15 protein-coding genes are annotated in these 14,875 nt (G+C 54.4%); 5 read left to right on the plus strand and 10 right to left on the minus strand.

The annotated features are described in order from the left end of the window. The first annotated feature begins 8 nt into the window (after positions 1–8). A complete protein-coding gene (locus BMI79_RS00500; RefSeq protein WP_076939887.1) occupies positions 9–1,010 on the plus strand; it encodes a LacI family DNA-binding transcriptional regulator in 1,002 nt (333 codons plus the stop codon). A gap of 39 nt (positions 1,011–1,049) precedes the next feature. Here BMI79_RS00500 and BMI79_RS00505 read toward each other — a convergent pair whose 3' ends face one another. From BMI79_RS00505 to BMI79_RS00520, 4 genes are all read right to left on the minus strand, one after another. After that, positions 1,050–2,492 (minus strand): glycoside hydrolase family 32 protein, encoded by a 1,443-nt coding sequence (locus BMI79_RS00505; RefSeq protein ID WP_076939888.1) that lies wholly within the window; start codon positions 2,490–2,492, stop codon positions 1,050–1,052. After that, positions 2,489–3,748 carry an MFS transporter gene (locus tag BMI79_RS00510; protein WP_076940367.1) on the minus strand — a complete coding sequence of 420 codons (1,260 nt, stop codon included), beginning with the start codon at positions 3,746–3,748 and terminating at the stop codon, positions 2,489–2,491. The genes BMI79_RS00505 and BMI79_RS00510 overlap by 4 nt, the downstream gene beginning before the upstream one ends. Before the next feature lie 267 nt (positions 3,749–4,015). Further along, a complete protein-coding gene (gene pckA / locus BMI79_RS00515) occupies positions 4,016–5,632 on the minus strand; it encodes a phosphoenolpyruvate carboxykinase (ATP) (protein ID WP_076939889.1) in 1,617 nt (538 codons plus the stop codon). A gap of 537 nt (positions 5,633–6,169) precedes the next feature. Next, on the minus strand, positions 6,170–6,379 hold the full coding sequence (locus BMI79_RS00520; RefSeq protein ID WP_076939890.1) for a hypothetical protein: 210 nt from the start codon (positions 6,377–6,379) through the stop codon (positions 6,170–6,172). A gap of 170 nt (positions 6,380–6,549) precedes the next feature. Here BMI79_RS00520 and BMI79_RS23960 point away from each other — a divergent pair, with 170 nt between their 5' ends. After that, positions 6,550–6,723, plus strand: coding sequence for a hypothetical protein (locus BMI79_RS23960; RefSeq protein WP_167370508.1), 174 nt, complete (start codon positions 6,550–6,552; stop codon positions 6,721–6,723). Here the strand turns inward: BMI79_RS23960 and yniD are convergent. Continuing rightward, positions 6,691–6,816, minus strand: coding sequence for a small membrane protein YniD (gene yniD, locus BMI79_RS24455; protein ID WP_425272333.1), 126 nt, complete (start codon positions 6,814–6,816; stop codon positions 6,691–6,693). The genes BMI79_RS23960 and yniD overlap by 33 nt on opposite strands. Continuing rightward, the gene (locus BMI79_RS23730) at positions 6,817–6,993 is read right to left on the minus strand and encodes a hypothetical protein (protein WP_156292381.1); all 177 of its coding nucleotides are present in this window, start codon (positions 6,991–6,993) and stop codon (positions 6,817–6,819) included. It abuts the gene before it with no gap. A 122-nt stretch (positions 6,994–7,115) separates the two neighbouring features. Here BMI79_RS23730 and BMI79_RS00525 point away from each other — a divergent pair, with 122 nt between their 5' ends. Then, positions 7,116–7,502 carry an ASCH domain-containing protein gene (locus BMI79_RS00525; protein WP_076940368.1) on the plus strand — a complete coding sequence of 129 codons (387 nt, stop codon included), beginning with the start codon at positions 7,116–7,118 and terminating at the stop codon, positions 7,500–7,502. A 62-nt stretch (positions 7,503–7,564) separates the two neighbouring features. Here the strand turns inward: BMI79_RS00525 and BMI79_RS00530 are convergent, their stop codons facing one another. From BMI79_RS00530 to yebS, 4 genes are all read right to left on the minus strand, one after another. After that, positions 7,565–7,813, minus strand: coding sequence for a DUF1480 family protein (locus BMI79_RS00530; RefSeq protein WP_076939891.1), 249 nt, complete (start codon positions 7,811–7,813; stop codon positions 7,565–7,567). A gap of 130 nt (positions 7,814–7,943) precedes the next feature. Continuing rightward, entirely contained in the window at positions 7,944–9,380 is a 1,437-nt protein-coding gene (gene rsmF / locus BMI79_RS00535; protein ID WP_076939892.1) for a 16S rRNA (cytosine(1407)-C(5))-methyltransferase RsmF, read from the minus strand. A 109-nt stretch (positions 9,381–9,489) separates the two neighbouring features. Further along, positions 9,490–12,120 carry a PqiB family protein gene (locus BMI79_RS00540; protein WP_076939893.1) on the minus strand — a complete coding sequence of 877 codons (2,631 nt, stop codon included), beginning with the start codon at positions 12,118–12,120 and terminating at the stop codon, positions 9,490–9,492. Further along, positions 12,089–13,336, minus strand: a complete 1,248-nt coding sequence (yebS, locus tag BMI79_RS00545; protein WP_076940369.1) for a membrane integrity lipid transport subunit YebS — start codon at positions 13,334–13,336, stop codon at positions 12,089–12,091. The genes BMI79_RS00540 and yebS overlap by 32 nt, the downstream gene beginning before the upstream one ends. Positions 13,337–13,568: 232 nt before the next feature. Here yebS and BMI79_RS00550 point away from each other — a divergent pair, with 232 nt between their 5' ends. Together BMI79_RS00550 and proQ are read left to right on the plus strand one after the other, a co-directional pair. Continuing rightward, the gene (locus BMI79_RS00550) at positions 13,569–14,066 is read left to right on the plus strand and encodes a GAF domain-containing protein (RefSeq protein ID WP_076939894.1); all 498 of its coding nucleotides are present in this window, start codon (positions 13,569–13,571) and stop codon (positions 14,064–14,066) included. Between the two features lie 95 nt (positions 14,067–14,161). After that, a complete protein-coding gene (gene proQ, locus BMI79_RS00555) occupies positions 14,162–14,872 on the plus strand; it encodes an RNA chaperone ProQ (RefSeq protein ID WP_076939895.1) in 711 nt (236 codons plus the stop codon). Positions 14,873–14,875 lie beyond the last annotated feature (3 nt).

Genomic DNA, 14,875 nt, shown 5'->3' on the forward strand with positions numbered 1-14,875 from the left:
AAGGGCGCATGGCCTCGCTGAAAGACGTTGCTAAACTCGCTGGCGTATCGTTGATGACGGTGTCTCGCGCCATCAACGAACCCGGTAAACTGCGGCCAGATACCTACCAGCGGGTAAAGCAGGCCATCGATCAACTGGATTACGTGCCGGATCTTTCGGCACGGCGTATCCGTGGCGACAGCAGCCGGGTGAAAACTCTCGGCGTGCTGGCCTTGGATACGGCGACAACGCCATTCTCGGTTGACATGATCCTGTCGATTGAAAAAACCGCCCGTGAACAGGGCTGGAACAGCTTTGTGGTTAACCTGTTTGCCGACGACGATGCTGAACAGACGGTTGACCTGCTGCTGGCACATCGGCCAGACGGGGTGATCTTCACCACTATGGGGCTGCGCCAGGTCACTATTCCCGCCAAGCTGCTGGATCAGCAATTGGTGCTGGCCAACTGTGTCAGCCCAGAAAACGCGGTCGCCAGCTATATTCCCGATGATGAACAAGGCCAATACGACGCTATGCGTGCGCTGATCGCCCGTGGTTACCGTGCACCACTGTGTATTCAACTACCAGAAAACGCCTTGGCTGCGGGGCTGCGGCGGCGCGGATTGGAGCGCGCCTGGCGCGAAGCGGGGGGGGAGTTGGGGCAATTGCGCCAATATCACTTGGATTTAAGCGGTGGTGATAAACAGTACCGTGACACCGTCACGTTTTTAGCTCGGCATTTTTCCCCTGGGTGGCAAGATTGCGATGTGGTGGTGTGCGGCAACGATCGCGTGGCGTTTATGGTCTATCAAACCCTGCTGGCTCAGGGCTGGAAAATTCCTGAGCAGGTGGCAGTAGTGGGTTATGACAATATGGTGGGGATCGGCGAACTGTTCCAACCGCCATTGACTACCGTACAGCTGCCGCATTATGAGCTGGGGCGCCAGGCGGCATTACATCTGATCAATCAACTTACGCATAAAGAAACGGTGCGGGTTGCCTGCCCGTTGTTGTTGCGTGATTCACTGTGAGAATGGGCTCCTGCCGCTCGAGGCTGGAGCCCGTGTCATTTACCGCCAGATGCTGGCTAACTCCCACGCCTGAACATCAGTAAATTGCGCACTGCCCGCTTCAGCGAACAGGCTGAGATGGCGATCGCCATCCGCAGGGTAAATCCGGCTGGTCAGGCAGGCTTCCCCCTGATTAACAAACACCTCTATTGAAGAACGATCAACAAAAATCCGCAATCGCAGCGTATCGCCCCCTGGCAGGCCGATGCTGCGGCAGCCGCACAGGCCCGGCTCAGGGCTGAAGCGCTCCAGAACCAGGCGACGGGCCTGATGATCAACATACAGACGCGCTGCTTTGCCTACGGCCATGCCACAGCGCTCCGCTTCACTCGCCGCCAGATTGACGGTCATCAGCAGTTCATGCAGGTTACTGCCTAAAATCTGTTGCTGATTATGGCAATTTACCGCCCCCCATTGCCGCTGTTCACCGCGTAATGCGCTCAGTTCGCTGGCCGGGTTCATCAATACTTTGCCCTGGGCACTCAGCGACAGCTCTCTTGGCACGGTCAAGGCTCCCGCCCAACCATGCGCCTTGCTTGGCATGGCGGATTCCCACATATCCATCCAGGCAAACAGCAGGCGGCGGCCATCGGCGGCGGTGAACGTTTGCGGTGCGTAGAAATCATGCCCGGCATCCAATTCGCAGAAAGGCTGTGTGACGGTAAAATCCTGCCCCGGCTGCCAGTGGCCCAGCAGGTAGCCGCTTTGGAAACGGTTGCGGTTGCGGTAACCCTGTGCCGCCAGCCCCTGCGGCGAGAACAATAACACCTGCTGTTCAGCCAACGGGAAGAAGTCTGGGCATTCCCACATGTAGCCCTGTGCTGCATCTTGCGCCTGAGCGATAATGCGCTCGAACTGCCAGTCGCGCAGATCAGAAGAGCGATAGAGCCGAACCTGGCCGAGCTGGTTCTCTTTGGCACCGATCACCATCCACCAACTGCCCGCTTCGCGCCACACTTTGGGATCGCGAAAGTGTTGAATACCTGGCGGTGCTGCCAAGACTGGCCCTTGTTTAACAAAGTTCACACCGTCATGGCTGGTGGCCAGGCACTGCACTTCACGCACCTGGTCGTCATCGCCGATCTTACCGAGCCAGACATGACCGGTATAAATCAGCGTCAGTACACCCTCATCATCCACCGCGCAGCCGGAGAAACAGCCGTCCCGATCGTAATCCTCGCCTGGAGCCAGCGCGATAGGCTGATGTTGCCAATGCACCAGATCGTTGCTGGTGGCATGTGCCCAATGCATCGGGCCCCAGTTTTCATCGTAGGGGTGATGCTGATAGAACGCATGATAGACGCCGTTAATACAGATCAGCCCGTTAGGATCGTTGATCCAACCGGCCTGTGCGGCCAGATGAAAACGGGGGTAATACGCGTCCTGGCGCTGTGCGCGCAAAGCCTCAATCATTTGCTCGGCTTGAGCTAAAGTTTTTCTCATTGCATCGACTCGCTTGATGTCATTGTCGGTTGAAACGGGGGCGTTTGGTTTACCTGCTCACCGCGCAGCAGGAAGCAGGACAGAAGGGTGGTGCTGGCGACGGCACCGCCCATCAGCAGGTAGGTTGAGGCAAAGCCGATATGGTCATAGCCGTAACCCGCCAAGGGTGACAGGAGGCTGGCCATGACCTGGGTAACAAACTGGAAGCCCACCAGATACAAGGTGGAGGACAGACGGCTGTCGAAACGGGTAGCGATATATTTGAAAATGGCAATCAACAGGATCGGCAATTCAACCGCATGCAGCAGTTTCATGGCGGAAATCATCAGCGCGCCGCTCGCCAGACCGGAGCCGAGCATGCGCAAAGCCATGATGCTGCCAGCCAGCAATAAGCCTTGTTTAGCCCCGATGCGGTTGACCAGCAAGGGAGCCAGAAACATCCCTCCAGCCTCCAGAAACACCTGCAAGGAATTGAGGAAGCCGTACATCTCATTACCCTGCTGCTGGGTTGCAAATTGCGCAGCAAAGTAGACCGAAAACTGTTGGTCAAACACGTTGTAAACGCTGATACCGAGCACAAATACCACCAGTGCCCAGAAGTTAGGCAAGCGCAGCAAGGCTAGCGCATCTTGCAACTGCAAGTTCTCCAGTTTATCGAATTCCAGACCCGCCATGGCATTGGGTTTCAACTCACGAATCTGGCTCAGCAACAGCAAAAAAATCACGGCAGAGGCGGAGGCCAGCCAAAAGTTGATATTCGGGTTGATATTAAAGATAAAACCGGCAAAGAAGGTGGCAGAGGCCCAACCGAGCGAGCCCCACATGCGTGCACGGCCAAATTCAAAGCCGATAATGCGGCTGACGCGTTCGGTGTAAGACTCCAGCGCGCCAATACCGGCGAAAAAGGTCGCCCCGATAAACAGCCCACCGGTTAAAGCGCCAAGTAACAGATTGGTTTTTAGCAGCGGGGCGTAAACGTAGATAAAGAACGGCCCGGTGAGCAGCAGCATCATGCCGAGAAATTGCAGCAGGTGTTTACGTAGCCCGAGTTTGTCCTGAATAAAACCGTATAGCGGCTGGGCGCAGAGGGCGATCAGCGAAATGGCCGAGAAGATCAGGCCAGTTTCAGCGCCTTTCAAGCCGATCTTCTGGTTCAGCCAAATGGAGATCAGCGAAAAACTGGAGGACCAGGTGAAGAAGAAAAAGAACAGCAGGCCACTGAGGAGCAGATAATCCTTCTTGGTTTCGCGGTTCATGTGAAAGCCCTGATGGATGAGGTTAGCCTTATTGTTAACGTTAACTTTTAACAAGATAAACCCGAAAACCTGTCTGATTGCGATGTTAATCACAAAAGTTAACGTTAACATTTATGTTTTGTGATTAAAGTCACTGGCGAGCACTGCATAAAGCCGCCGCGGTTGTTAAGGAGGGATATCCCGGGGAGTATCGATCAGGCAAATTTATTGCGATAAAAAAGGTTCAGCCCGCGCGGAACCTTCGATTAAACACCCTTGCGGATGGGGTTACAGTTTTGGCCCGGCACTCACCAGCTTTTTGCCAGCTTCAGTCACGGTATACTTGCTGAAGTTATCGATAAAGCGCTGTGCCAGATCCTGCGCTTTCTCTTGCCACAGCGCTTCATCAGCATAGGTTTTACGTGGGTCGAGGATCGATGGATCCACGCCCGGCAGGGCCAGCGGTACTGCAAGATCAAAGATCGGCAGCGTAAAGGTTTCTGCCTGTTCGATCTCGCCACTCAGGATGGCATCAATAATGCCGCGGGTATCCTTGATCGAAATGCGCTTGCCGCTGCCGTTCCAGCCGGTATTTACCAGATAAGCCTGCGCTCCGGCGGCTGCCATGCGTTTTACCAGCACCGAAGCGTACTGCGTTGGGTGCAGCGCCAGGAACGCGGCACCGAAACAGGCCGAGAAGGTGGGGGTAGGCGTGGTAATACCGCGTTCGGTACCGGCCAGCTTGGCGGTGAAACCGGAGAGGAAGTGGTATTGGGTCTGTTCCGCCGTTAGGCGTGAAACCGGTGGCAATACGCCAAAGGCATCCGCCGTCAGGAAAATGATTTTCTTGGCATGCCCGGCTTTAGAAACCGGCTTAACGATGTTTTCGATATGGTAAATCGGGTAGGAAACGCGCGTATTCTCGGTCTTGCTGGCATCGTCAAAATCGATGCTGCCGTCGGCCAGCACCTGAACGTTTTCCAACAAAGCGTCACGGCGGATCGCCTGATAAATCTCTGGCTCGGCCTGGGCGGAAAGCTTGATGGTTTTGGCGTAGCAACCCCCTTCAAAGTTGAACACCCCATCATCATCCCAGCCGTGTTCGTCGTCGCCAATCAGCTGGCGTTTCGGATCGGTCGAAAGCGTGGTTTTACCGGTGCCAGACAGGCCGAAGAAAATAGCCACATCGCCTTTCTCCCCGACGTTGGCCGAACAGTGCATTGAGGCGATGCCTTTCAGCGGCAGCAGGTAGTTCATGATCGAGAACAGCCCCTTTTTCATTTCACCGCCGTACCAGGTCCCGCCTATCAACTGCATACGTTCGGTCAGGTTGAAAGCGACAAAGTTCTCTGAATGCATGCCCTGCCGTTGCCAGTCGGGGTTGGTGCATTTGGCGCCGTTCATCACCACAAAATCGGGCTCAAAATCCTGCAGTTCCTGCTCCGAAGGGCGGATAAACATGTTCTTGACGAAATGCGCCTGCCAGGCCACTTCGGTGATAAAACGCACTTTCAGCCGGGTATCGGCATTGGCACCGCAAAACGCATCCACAACAAACAGGCGTTTATTGGAAAGCTGATTGCCTACCAGGGTTTTCAGATGCTGCCAGACCTCAGGCGAAAGCGGTTGGTTATCGTTTTTACCGGTGCCGCTGTCAGCCCACCAGACGGTATCGCGCGTGGTGTCATCACGCACAATGTATTTGTCTTTCGGTGAACGGCCGGTGAATTCACCGGTATCGACGTTGACCGCACCTAACTGGGTCAGCGTGCCACGTTCCAATGCGGGCAAGTCGGTGCGGGTTTCTTCGGCAAACAGTTGTTGGTAGCTAGGGTTGTAAACGATCTCGCTAGCGTGATGAATACCGTAACGAGTGAGAGTTTGTGGGGTAACAGTTGAAGACATATCTACTTCCTTATTGGCTATGTTCTGCCCATTTTTTTACGGTGTCACGTATAAAATGGGGCTCGGTTACGGCTGACCGGATTCAGCTTTTACCGTTCCGGCTCTATTTATTAACCAAGTCGCTACTATAGCATAACATTAGCTGTTCGACTGATGATTTTAATAACCCAGGGCCGGTAATAGCTAATTAGCAATAATATAAGAACAGTAAGACGAATTGAATTGGCATGGAGATGGATGGATTTTTAATTCTCTGTTTTTGTTGATTAAAAATAACAAAACGACGTTTTATTATATTTAAAATTTAAAGGGAAGATAATTTATTACCCGTGCGAGCTCTTTTTTAAACAGGGAGAATAATAACGTGGATTAACGGTAGAAACCTATTGTCGCGTCAGGGTGTTTTTGCAGGCTAATCGTCTATTTCCCGATAATTCCTATTAAAACAAACTTATTTTGTATGCAAGCATGCCTTAAGAAAGGCCGGGCTTGCATACCTCGGGTTTTCTTAGAATCGCCAGTCATCGTGCTGGCGATTCACTTGCCGTCTTTCAGCATGTTGATAGCGGCACCGATCAGAATGCGGCGTTCAATGTCGTGGCTTGCTGCCAGTTGCTGTGCCAGATGTCTGGCCAGTGTCTCTACCGATAAAACCTCGCCGCGATGGCGCAACTGCATCACGCTGTCGCCAATCAACCGCGCAACTTCATCCCAAACGGGCTTTATCTCCTGCTCCGAGAACTTCATTGCTAACCTCGGGTTGGGGGACTTTTGGTCAATGTAGCAGTTGCCTGTCAGGTTCGCTACTTGCGGTGTTGAACAAAAATAAAACCGGAAGGATAAAAAGCAATCCGTCAGTATTTCTTCTTGTTTTGCTATTCAATACTGCTGGTGTCAAACAACGGGAGGATGACGCAATGAAACTGGTCGAACAACTGGAAGAATACTATCGCCTCAGCTGGCGGGAAGAAGTGCAGAATCGCTGGTGCCGGCTGTGGTTACCCCAAGGCGAGGCGCGCATCGCCTATTTGCGAGAACTGCTGGAACCCACGGCCAAACTAACTGAAGGCAATCGCCGCCCAGCGCAGTAGCATTAATGCCAGGCAGATCAACAGCAGGATCACAAACATTTTCCAATGTTTGGTGCGCATACGCTTGCTTGGCAATTTTGCCTCCTTATCCATTCAGGCGCAGAGATATCCGATACCCAGGCCGAAAACCGCAATAACGGCAAAAGAAACGAATTTCAGTAAATCACTGAAGGTGTCATCAGGGTCTTTCTCTGCTTTGTTCATTAGGTTGGCCCAGCGGCGAGTGAAGATATCTGCTGCACAGTATGCCTGCTGTAGCGGGCTACGCACAGGGATTTACCCTAAAATTGCATAAAAAATGTCAGACTATCTCTTGGGCGCGAGGGATAATACGCTAGGTGCAGGTGTGCTATCCTGCGTACATCACGGGTTTTATTGAGAAAGGTAAAGCGATGGCATTTGCAGCAAAATATGAAGATATAGAGCGTTGGGCGTTTGGTGATACTGAACAGCAGGCGGATGAGCTGGCTAAACTGGTGCTGGACGGCGTAAAAACGGCGACCTGTTCCAATCTGGACGGTGAGGGGATCCCACAGCCTGGTGACGTTTTTGTCGTGGTTGACGGTAAGAACGAGCCGGTTTGCGCCATAGAACTGACCCGCGTGAGTATGAGCACTTATGATCAGGTGGATGAGGTTCATGCCATGGCCGAAGGTGAGGGCGATCGTTCGCTGGCCTATTGGCGTAAAGAACACCAGCGCTTTTTTGAAGAGTACGATCTGTTTTCACCGGACATGATGCTGGTATTGATGCATTTTAAGGTGATCGAAAAGTTTTAAGCGATATTGCATAGCCGCGCGCTGTGCCCTCAGCGGGAACACAGCGCGTTTTTTGTATCCGCTTATTCCAGCCGCATCACCCAGGCATCCGCCTGCCGATCGTAATGCTGCTTGTACAGCAGCGACTGTTTGCCATCCAGCATGGCGGGGATGCTGGTATGCTCATCCCAGCCGTCCAGTTGCATACACAAATCGGGATCGGATTTGCAGGGGATCGCAAGCGTGGTTTTCCCTTCGGCATGTTCAGACGCGGACGTTAAATGTGCGTCATCGACCTCAAAGCTGCCTATTTTTACAACGGTTTTGCCCATTGGAACTCCTTGCTCAAGCGGGTGGTAGGAGGTGTGACCAGTCTGAGGTCGCCTGTATGAGCATAGCTAACGGAACAAAAAATGCCACATAAAAGGCGGGAGCGGGCAAGCTACCGTTGTTCAGCCCCTTTCATTGATGAAAATCCAAGGTGCCATCGCGAACCAGTTCCCGTGGCAAATTATTCTTAATCCGGCTGCCGATCCGTTTGGCAATGCCCAGCGGCTGTTGCTGGTAGGTGACGATACATTCGTCGCGTTGCGGCGGCTGTTGCGGATACAGATCGCGACCATGGAACCACTCCTGCGCCAGTTCAGCATCCAGTTCAAAGGTGTGTTTGCTGTCGCCAGCGGCTAAGGCAATCACTGCCTCATGCTGCCAGCGGAACCCTTTTGGGAAACGTTCCGCCAGCTTAAGGCCAATGCGTGAAAACCGCACTTTGCCAATCAACGCTTCCAGTTCTGCCGGGAATAACCAGATCTCTTTGTCACGAGCCCAGAGCTTGCCGGTTTCATCCCACATCAGCCCAGACGCCGCGGCAGCCTGAGCGATTTGTGCCGTCTCTTTAGCGGAAAGCGGAGTAAAGGGAAATTTGCCGACCTGATAGCTGGGTTTGGCTAAGCGGGGGACCGCATGATTCTTGCGTAGACGAGCGACGAAAAAACCTTCGCTGTCGTAAATCTGCGGGAAAACATGCAGGAATCCTTCGGCGGTTAACGCCTGTTCTGCACCAGGGAACAACTCACCCAGCGGTTCGATGCTCACGGCATCACCATAGGTGGCCAGCAGAGCGTTGATGACCTGCTGATTTTCCTGGGCGTTAAGCGTGCAGGTGGAATAAACCATAACCCCACCCGGTGCCAGGGCGTGAAACGCGCTGTCGATCAGTTCTCGTTGGGTGGCGGCGATGCTGGCGACGCTTTCTGCCGACCAATTGCTCATGGCATCAGGATCTTTACGCACTACACCCTCGCCCGAACAGGGGGCATCCAGCAGAATGGCATCAAAGCTTTCTGGCAGCGCCGCGCCAAATACCCGGCCATCAAAATGGGTCAAGGCGACGTTTTTGACGCCGCAGCGGCTGATGTTGGCATGCAGCACCTTGACCCGGCTGGCGGAGTATTCGTTAGCCACGATGCCGCCACGGTTTCCCATCAGTGCGGCGATCTGCGTGGTTTTGGAGCCCGGAGCGGCGGCGACATCCAATACCCGGTGCGGTGTATCCTGGTAGGCGAACAGCGCGCTCACCGGCAGCATGGAGCTGGCTTCCTGAATGTAAAACAGCCCGCTGAGGTGTTCTGCAGCACTGCCTAGCCGCAACGCTTCATCATCACGCTCGATCCAGAAACCTTCGGCGCACCAGGGAATGGGTTCCAACCGCCAGTCATAGTCTTTTACTTGCGCCAGAAAATCGGTGACGCCGATCTTCAGCGTATTCACCCGCAGGCTGCGGCGCAGTGGGCGCTGACAAGCGGCGATGAAATCGTCCATGGATAGGTGGTCTGGCATGATGGCGCGGGTGGCGTCGAGAAAAGCGGGGGGCAAAAAAGCAGGTGCAGGTTTAGCCACAGGGAGCTCTCAGGGCGGAAAAAAATCGAAGGGGCTAGTTTAGCATAAACTCTTGCGCTGAGAATATCCGCTGGGCTCAATATCTCGAGCCCAGCGGAGAAGTGAGGGATTAATCTCTGGGGATTGCCGTTCCCCAAGTACGCCAGCCTTTGGGTTCTTCTGCGTCGAGCAGGAAGTGTTTGTTCGGCGTTGCTTGTGGGGCCAGAGGGATGCTTGGCGGCGTGGCGAAGGCAATTCCCCCGCGGATAAACTGTTGGAAAGTGCCGCTTTTGATCACACCACCGGTCAGGCCAAATTGCAGGTTATAACCGGAAGCAAGCCAGAATACGCTGTTGCTACGCACCAGATGCTGGAATTTTTTACTGATACGCAGTGAAACATGCACTCGGTCAGACATTGCACCTAGATAGAATCCGGTGACCGTGCCTACTTCGATCCCGCGGAACAGCACCGGCGTGCCGATTTGCAGCGAACCGGTTTCCGCCGCATCCAAGATCACGCTTAAGCCATCCAGATAGCGGGAGTCCGTAATGCTGGCCTCCTGCAGTTCGAAAGTACGCAATGTGCGGCCATTGCCCGGCTCAACGTTGATGTAGGGCTGCAGCAGGGTGTCGAGGTTATTCACCCCGGCGGCGGAGATCTCCGGTGAAACGATGGCAAAGCGGCTGCCAAGGCGGGCGAAGGTTTGCACATATTCAGGATACAGCACCGCTTTTGCCAGCACTTCATTGCGTTCAGGCGCCAGCTTGAGTGATTCCACCTGGCCGATATCTATACCGAGGTAACGCAGCGGCATGCCGGGCGATAGCTTGCTGGCGTCGTAAGTGCGCAAGGTAATCTGGCTACCGACGGCGCGCGCGCTGGTTTCGGAGGCGTAGAGTACGCGTTTGGCACCTTTATCCAGCGTGACGCCCTGTAGGTTGTCGAAACTGATGGCCCCTTTCAGAGCGCGGTTCAGCGGAGAGGCCTGCACGGTCAGGCCACTGCCGTTCAACTGTACTTTGGCTCCGCCTTCGGCCCAGAAAATGCTCTCGTTGGTCAGCAAGTTGCGGTATTCCGGGCTGATATAAACGTCGACTTCAAATTCGTTGGCCTTTGGCCGCACGTTAACGATTTCACCTACCTGGAACTTACGGTACAGCACGACAGAACCGGTCTGTACGTCCGGCAGGCTGGCTGCGGCCAGCGTCAGGGTCGCTGCTGGCATGTTGCCGACGATCCCGGCTGCGGCCTTTTCAGCATTGCTGAACAGCGGATATTGCACTGCCGGTTCCCCTTTGCTGCCGGGGATAAGCTGCACGCCACCGTCGAGCCACTCCTGTGCGCTGGCGCCTAGCAGCTGTACACCATCTAGCCCGACTTTCACTTCTACGCGGCTATTTACCACAAACTTGCTGTCATGGTGCACCAGATGGCGATACTGTGCATCAATCGCGGCGCTAAAGGTTACGCCGTTATCGGTCAGCGTGCGGGTGAGGATTTGGCCAATTTTGATGCCGTGCACGATCAGCGGTTGCCCAGCGTCAATACCGTAACTCTGCGGGGCATTCAGCGTCACCGTCAGCACACCCGGCTGTTGCAGCAGGGTTTTATTGCTGTCGAGCACGGTGAAATGCTGCTGCGGCTCGCCTTCGCCCGGCACCAGTTCCAGCGTGGTGCCAGTCAATAACTGGCTTAAGCGGGCGTCGTTCAGGCTGATTTTCGGATTACGCATTTCAATTCGGGTGCCGCTGCGCATCAAATCTACCACCGAAGGATCGAGGGTCAGTTCGCCGGTGACTGTGCTGTTTTGCTGTAGCGCCAGGCGAGTGAGGGTGCCGACCTGCAGCCCTTGATAAATGAGCGGCGTGCGGCCTTCGCTCAGATTACTGCCACTAGGCAGATCCAGCGTGATATTCACACCGCGCTGGCTGCGGGCCAGATCCGGGTATAAGGCGTAACTGTGGTCGGCCTCGGCCTGGCTGCCGTCAGGCGGTGAGTCAAAGGCGATCGCCCCGTTGACCAGCGCGGCCAGGCTTTCCATTTGCAGCGAAGCCCCAGCCAGGCTGACATCGCCCTTAAAACCGGAAACATTCCAGAAACGGCTGTTGTCTTTAACCAGCTTGGCAAAACGGCGATCGATCAGGACATCGATGATCACGCCCTGGTTACCTTCAGAAATGGTGTAGTCATAGACTTTGCCCACCGGAATTTTTCGGTAATAGACCAGTGAGCCCGTGTTCAGTGAGCCGAGATCGTCCGCACGCAGGTGGATCATCAATTCGCCGGTATTGAGACGGTATTTCGGTTGAGTATCCAGCGCGGTGAAGTGGGTTTGTGGCTTGCCACGGCCCGGCATCATGCCGATGTAGTTGCCGCCAACCAGCGCATCCAGGCCGGAAACCCCGGCCAACGAGGCTTTGGGCGTCACCAGCCAAAATTGTGTGCCTTCGCGCAGGTAGTCTTCGAGATCGCTCTTGATGCTGGCCTCTACCACGATGCTGCGCAGATCCTGGCTCAGCGAAATGCTTTGCACGGTGCCTACATCGACCCCCTGATAACGCACAGGCGTACGGCCCGCAACGATGCCAGCCGCTGATTGGAAATCAATGGTGACGGTATTACCACGCTCCTGGAAATTGTTGTACACCAGCCAGCCGGCAATCAGCAGGGCGATAAACGGCATTAACCAGAATGGCGAAATACGGCGCTTGTTTTTGACCCGCGCCTCAATCGGCGTATTCGGCGTTTCCTGTTGCATGTGCATCCCAAATCAATCGGCTGTCCAGCCACTGTACGGCAAGGATAGTTAAAATGACCGCCGAACCAAAGTAAAAGGCTGCCGGCCCCATAGTGAAAGATAACAGTTGGTCACGATTAACCAGTGACATCATTAACGCAATAACAAACAGATCCAGCATCGACCAACGACCAACCCAGGCTACCAGCCGCAGCAGGCGGATCCGCGTTTTCAGGCTGTGTGAGGTTTTTAAATGAATGCTGAATAATAGGGTGAGCAGTACCATGATCTTGGTAAAAGGCACCAGTACGCTGGCAATAAACACGATGGCCGCAATCGGCAGGTTGCCGGAAGTGGCCAGGGAGACGACGCCAGAGAAGATGGTGTCTTCCATACGCACGCCGTTGGCATAAACGATCGAGATCGGCAGCAGATTGGCCGGTATCAGTAAAATGATGGCGGCGATCAGCGCGGCCCAGGTTTTCTGCAGGCTATAGGGCTGACGGCGATACATGGGAATATGGCAGCGTGGGCAACGAGCGCGTTCATCCGGATAGCCGGTGAAATGGCACGACAAGCAGGCGTGCAGCACTTCTGGTTTGCCTTCAGGCTGTTCCTGCGGGTAGTAACGATCCCACAGTTGTTCTAGGTTCAGGTGGATCAGCGTCAGAATGCTGAGCAGCGTCAGCGATAAATAGGCAATTAACGCGCTGCCAGCCTGAACGTCGGCATACTCCCTGACCTTGATAGCCGCAACCGCCATGCCAATCAGATAAATATCCAGCATGAGCCACTCTTTCAGCCGCTCCAGCATCAGCAGCACCGGGCGCAGGTTCATGCCGAGCGCGTGGCCGAAACGCAGATACAGCAATGACAGGGTGAGTGTCAGCGGCGCACCCAGAGTGCAGAATGCCACCATACTGGCTGTGATCGGATCGCCCTGGCTGCTCATTTGCCAGATGCCTTCCAGCAGGCTGGCGTCGATACGCGTGCCCAGTAAACGGATACTGATTAGCGGTTCGGTAAAAGCGAATGGCATCAGGAGCAGCATGGCGATCGCCATGGCGGTCAAACGGGTCATTGACCAGTCGCGGCCAGGGATCGCTTTGGCATTGCAGCGTGGGCAGTAGGCAGCCTGATTTTTGCTCAACGACGGCAGCGTGAACAGCAGGTCGCATTCACCGCAGCGCTGATGGCGAGCTTTGGACAGGCGGCCAGTCATGGCATGTATCTTCATCATCAAAAGGCGGCTCGGAAGCTTGCGGATAGACTCAGCGTCGCTGGTAAATAAACCTGGCTGATACAAAAGTGGCCAGTAAAGCCGGTTTTAAACGATCTCAGCGTGGCAAACATACCCTGTTGAGCAGGGTTTTGTGAAGCAACAGATGATTAACCTTGTAGCTATAGGCATTTAATGCTTATTTTATTAGGGCTAAGCTTAGGCTCTCTGAACGTATGAACGGTTAATAATGACTAAAGAACAATTCTACGCGGAATTAAAACGCGATCTGGGTGCGCTGCTGGAAGGGGAAACTCATTTTATCGCCGCCTTATCCAATGCCAGTGCGTTACTTAATGAACGGCTGGATGACGTGAATTGGGTCGGGTTTTACCTGATGGATGGTCAACAACTGGTGCTCGGCCCGTTCCAGGGCAAGATCGCCTGCGTACGTATTCCGGTGGGCAAAGGGGTCTGTGGCACGGCGGTGGCCGAAAACGCGGTGCAGCGTGTCGGCGACGTCCATGCGTTCCCTGGGCATATTGCCTGCGATGCGGCCAGCAATGCCGAAATTGTGCTGCCGCTTGAAGTGAGTGGCCAGATCATCGGTGTTCTGGATATCGACAGCACAGTTTATCAACGCTTCGATGAACAGGACGAAATCGGCCTGAAAGCAGTGGTGGCGGGGCTTTGTGCGCAGTTGGCACAATGCAATTGTGCGAAATACGTCACTGTAGCGGCAAGTTGATCTACGGTTAACGTGGCATTTAGCGTTAGCGTCATTATAATGACGCCTGTTCATGCCTGCGGCTTGTTGGCAACCCGTTGTAATCAGGAAATTTCATGGAAAATCAACCTAAGTTGAACTCTAGTAAAGAAGTCATTGCTTTTCTTGCCGAGCGTTTCCCGCTCTGCTTTAGTGCCGAAGGCGAAGCACGTCCGCTGAAAATCGGTATTTTTCAGGATCTGGTTGAGCGTGTGCAAGGGGAAGAAAACCTTAGCAAAACGCAGCTTCGTTCCGCCCTGCGCCTGTATACCTCAAGCTGGCGTTACCTGTACGGTGTTAAAGTTGGCGCCCAGCGCGTTGACCTTGACGGCAATCCGTGCGGTGAATTGGAGCAGCAGCATGTCGATCATGCTCGCCAACAGCTTGAAGAGGCCAAAGCACGCGTTCAGGCACAGCGTGCTGAGCAAAACGCCAAAAAACGTGAAGCCGCCGGTGAAACTGCTACCGCCGAACCTCGTCGTCCGCGTCCTGCCGGTAAAAAACCAGCGGCACGTCGCGAAGGTGGAGCAGCGCCAGAGAACCGCAAGCCGCACCCACAAACTCGCCCACAACCCGCTCGTGAACCTCGTCCAGTAAAAGAGGAAAGCCAGCCGCGTCATGTGCCTGTCACGGATATCTCTAAACTGCAAATTGGCCAGGAAATCAAAGTCAGAGCAGGGAAGAGTGCGATGGATGCCACCGTACTTGAAATCGCTAAAGACGGCGTACGTGTGCAACTTTCTTCCGGTCTGGCGATGATTGTGCGCGCAGAACACTTGCAGTTCTGATAC

The sequence above is a fragment of the Serratia oryzae genome, assembly GCF_001976145.1.
In the GTDB taxonomy this organism is placed as follows: Bacteria; Pseudomonadota; Gammaproteobacteria; order Enterobacterales; family Enterobacteriaceae; genus Chania; species Chania oryzae.

Excerpts from the sequence above, each read along its gene's own strand:
- BMI79_RS00505 (WP_076939888.1), bottom strand. The coding sequence starts at position 2,492 with ATGAGAAAAACTTTAGCTCAAGCCGAGCAAATGATTGAGGCTTTGCGC.
- BMI79_RS00530 (WP_076939891.1), bottom strand. The coding sequence starts at position 7,813 with ATGGGCAAAACCGTTGTAAAAATAGGCAGCTTTGAGGTCGATGACGCA.
- yniD (WP_425272333.1), bottom strand. The coding sequence starts at position 6,816 with ATGGATAAGGAGGCAAAATTGCCAAGCAAGCGTATGCGCACCAAACAT.
- pckA (WP_076939889.1), bottom strand. The coding sequence starts at position 5,632 with ATGTCTTCAACTGTTACCCCACAAACTCTCACTCGTTACGGTATTCAT.
- BMI79_RS00510 (WP_076940367.1), bottom strand. The coding sequence starts at position 3,748 with ATGAACCGCGAAACCAAGAAGGATTATCTGCTCCTCAGTGGCCTGCTG.
- BMI79_RS23960 (WP_167370508.1), top strand. The coding sequence starts at position 6,550 with ATGAAACTGGTCGAACAACTGGAAGAATACTATCGCCTCAGCTGGCGG.
- proQ (WP_076939895.1), top strand. The coding sequence starts at position 14,162 with ATGGAAAATCAACCTAAGTTGAACTCTAGTAAAGAAGTCATTGCTTTT.
- BMI79_RS00550 (WP_076939894.1), top strand. The coding sequence starts at position 13,569 with ATGACTAAAGAACAATTCTACGCGGAATTAAAACGCGATCTGGGTGCG.
- BMI79_RS00520 (WP_076939890.1), bottom strand. The coding sequence starts at position 6,379 with ATGAAGTTCTCGGAGCAGGAGATAAAGCCCGTTTGGGATGAAGTTGCG.
- BMI79_RS00540 (WP_076939893.1), bottom strand. The coding sequence starts at position 12,120 with ATGCAACAGGAAACGCCGAATACGCCGATTGAGGCGCGGGTCAAAAAC.
- BMI79_RS00525 (WP_076940368.1), top strand. The coding sequence starts at position 7,116 with ATGGCATTTGCAGCAAAATATGAAGATATAGAGCGTTGGGCGTTTGGT.
- yebS (WP_076940369.1), bottom strand. The coding sequence starts at position 13,336 with ATGAAGATACATGCCATGACTGGCCGCCTGTCCAAAGCTCGCCATCAG.
- BMI79_RS00500 (WP_076939887.1), top strand. The coding sequence starts at position 9 with ATGGCCTCGCTGAAAGACGTTGCTAAACTCGCTGGCGTATCGTTGATG.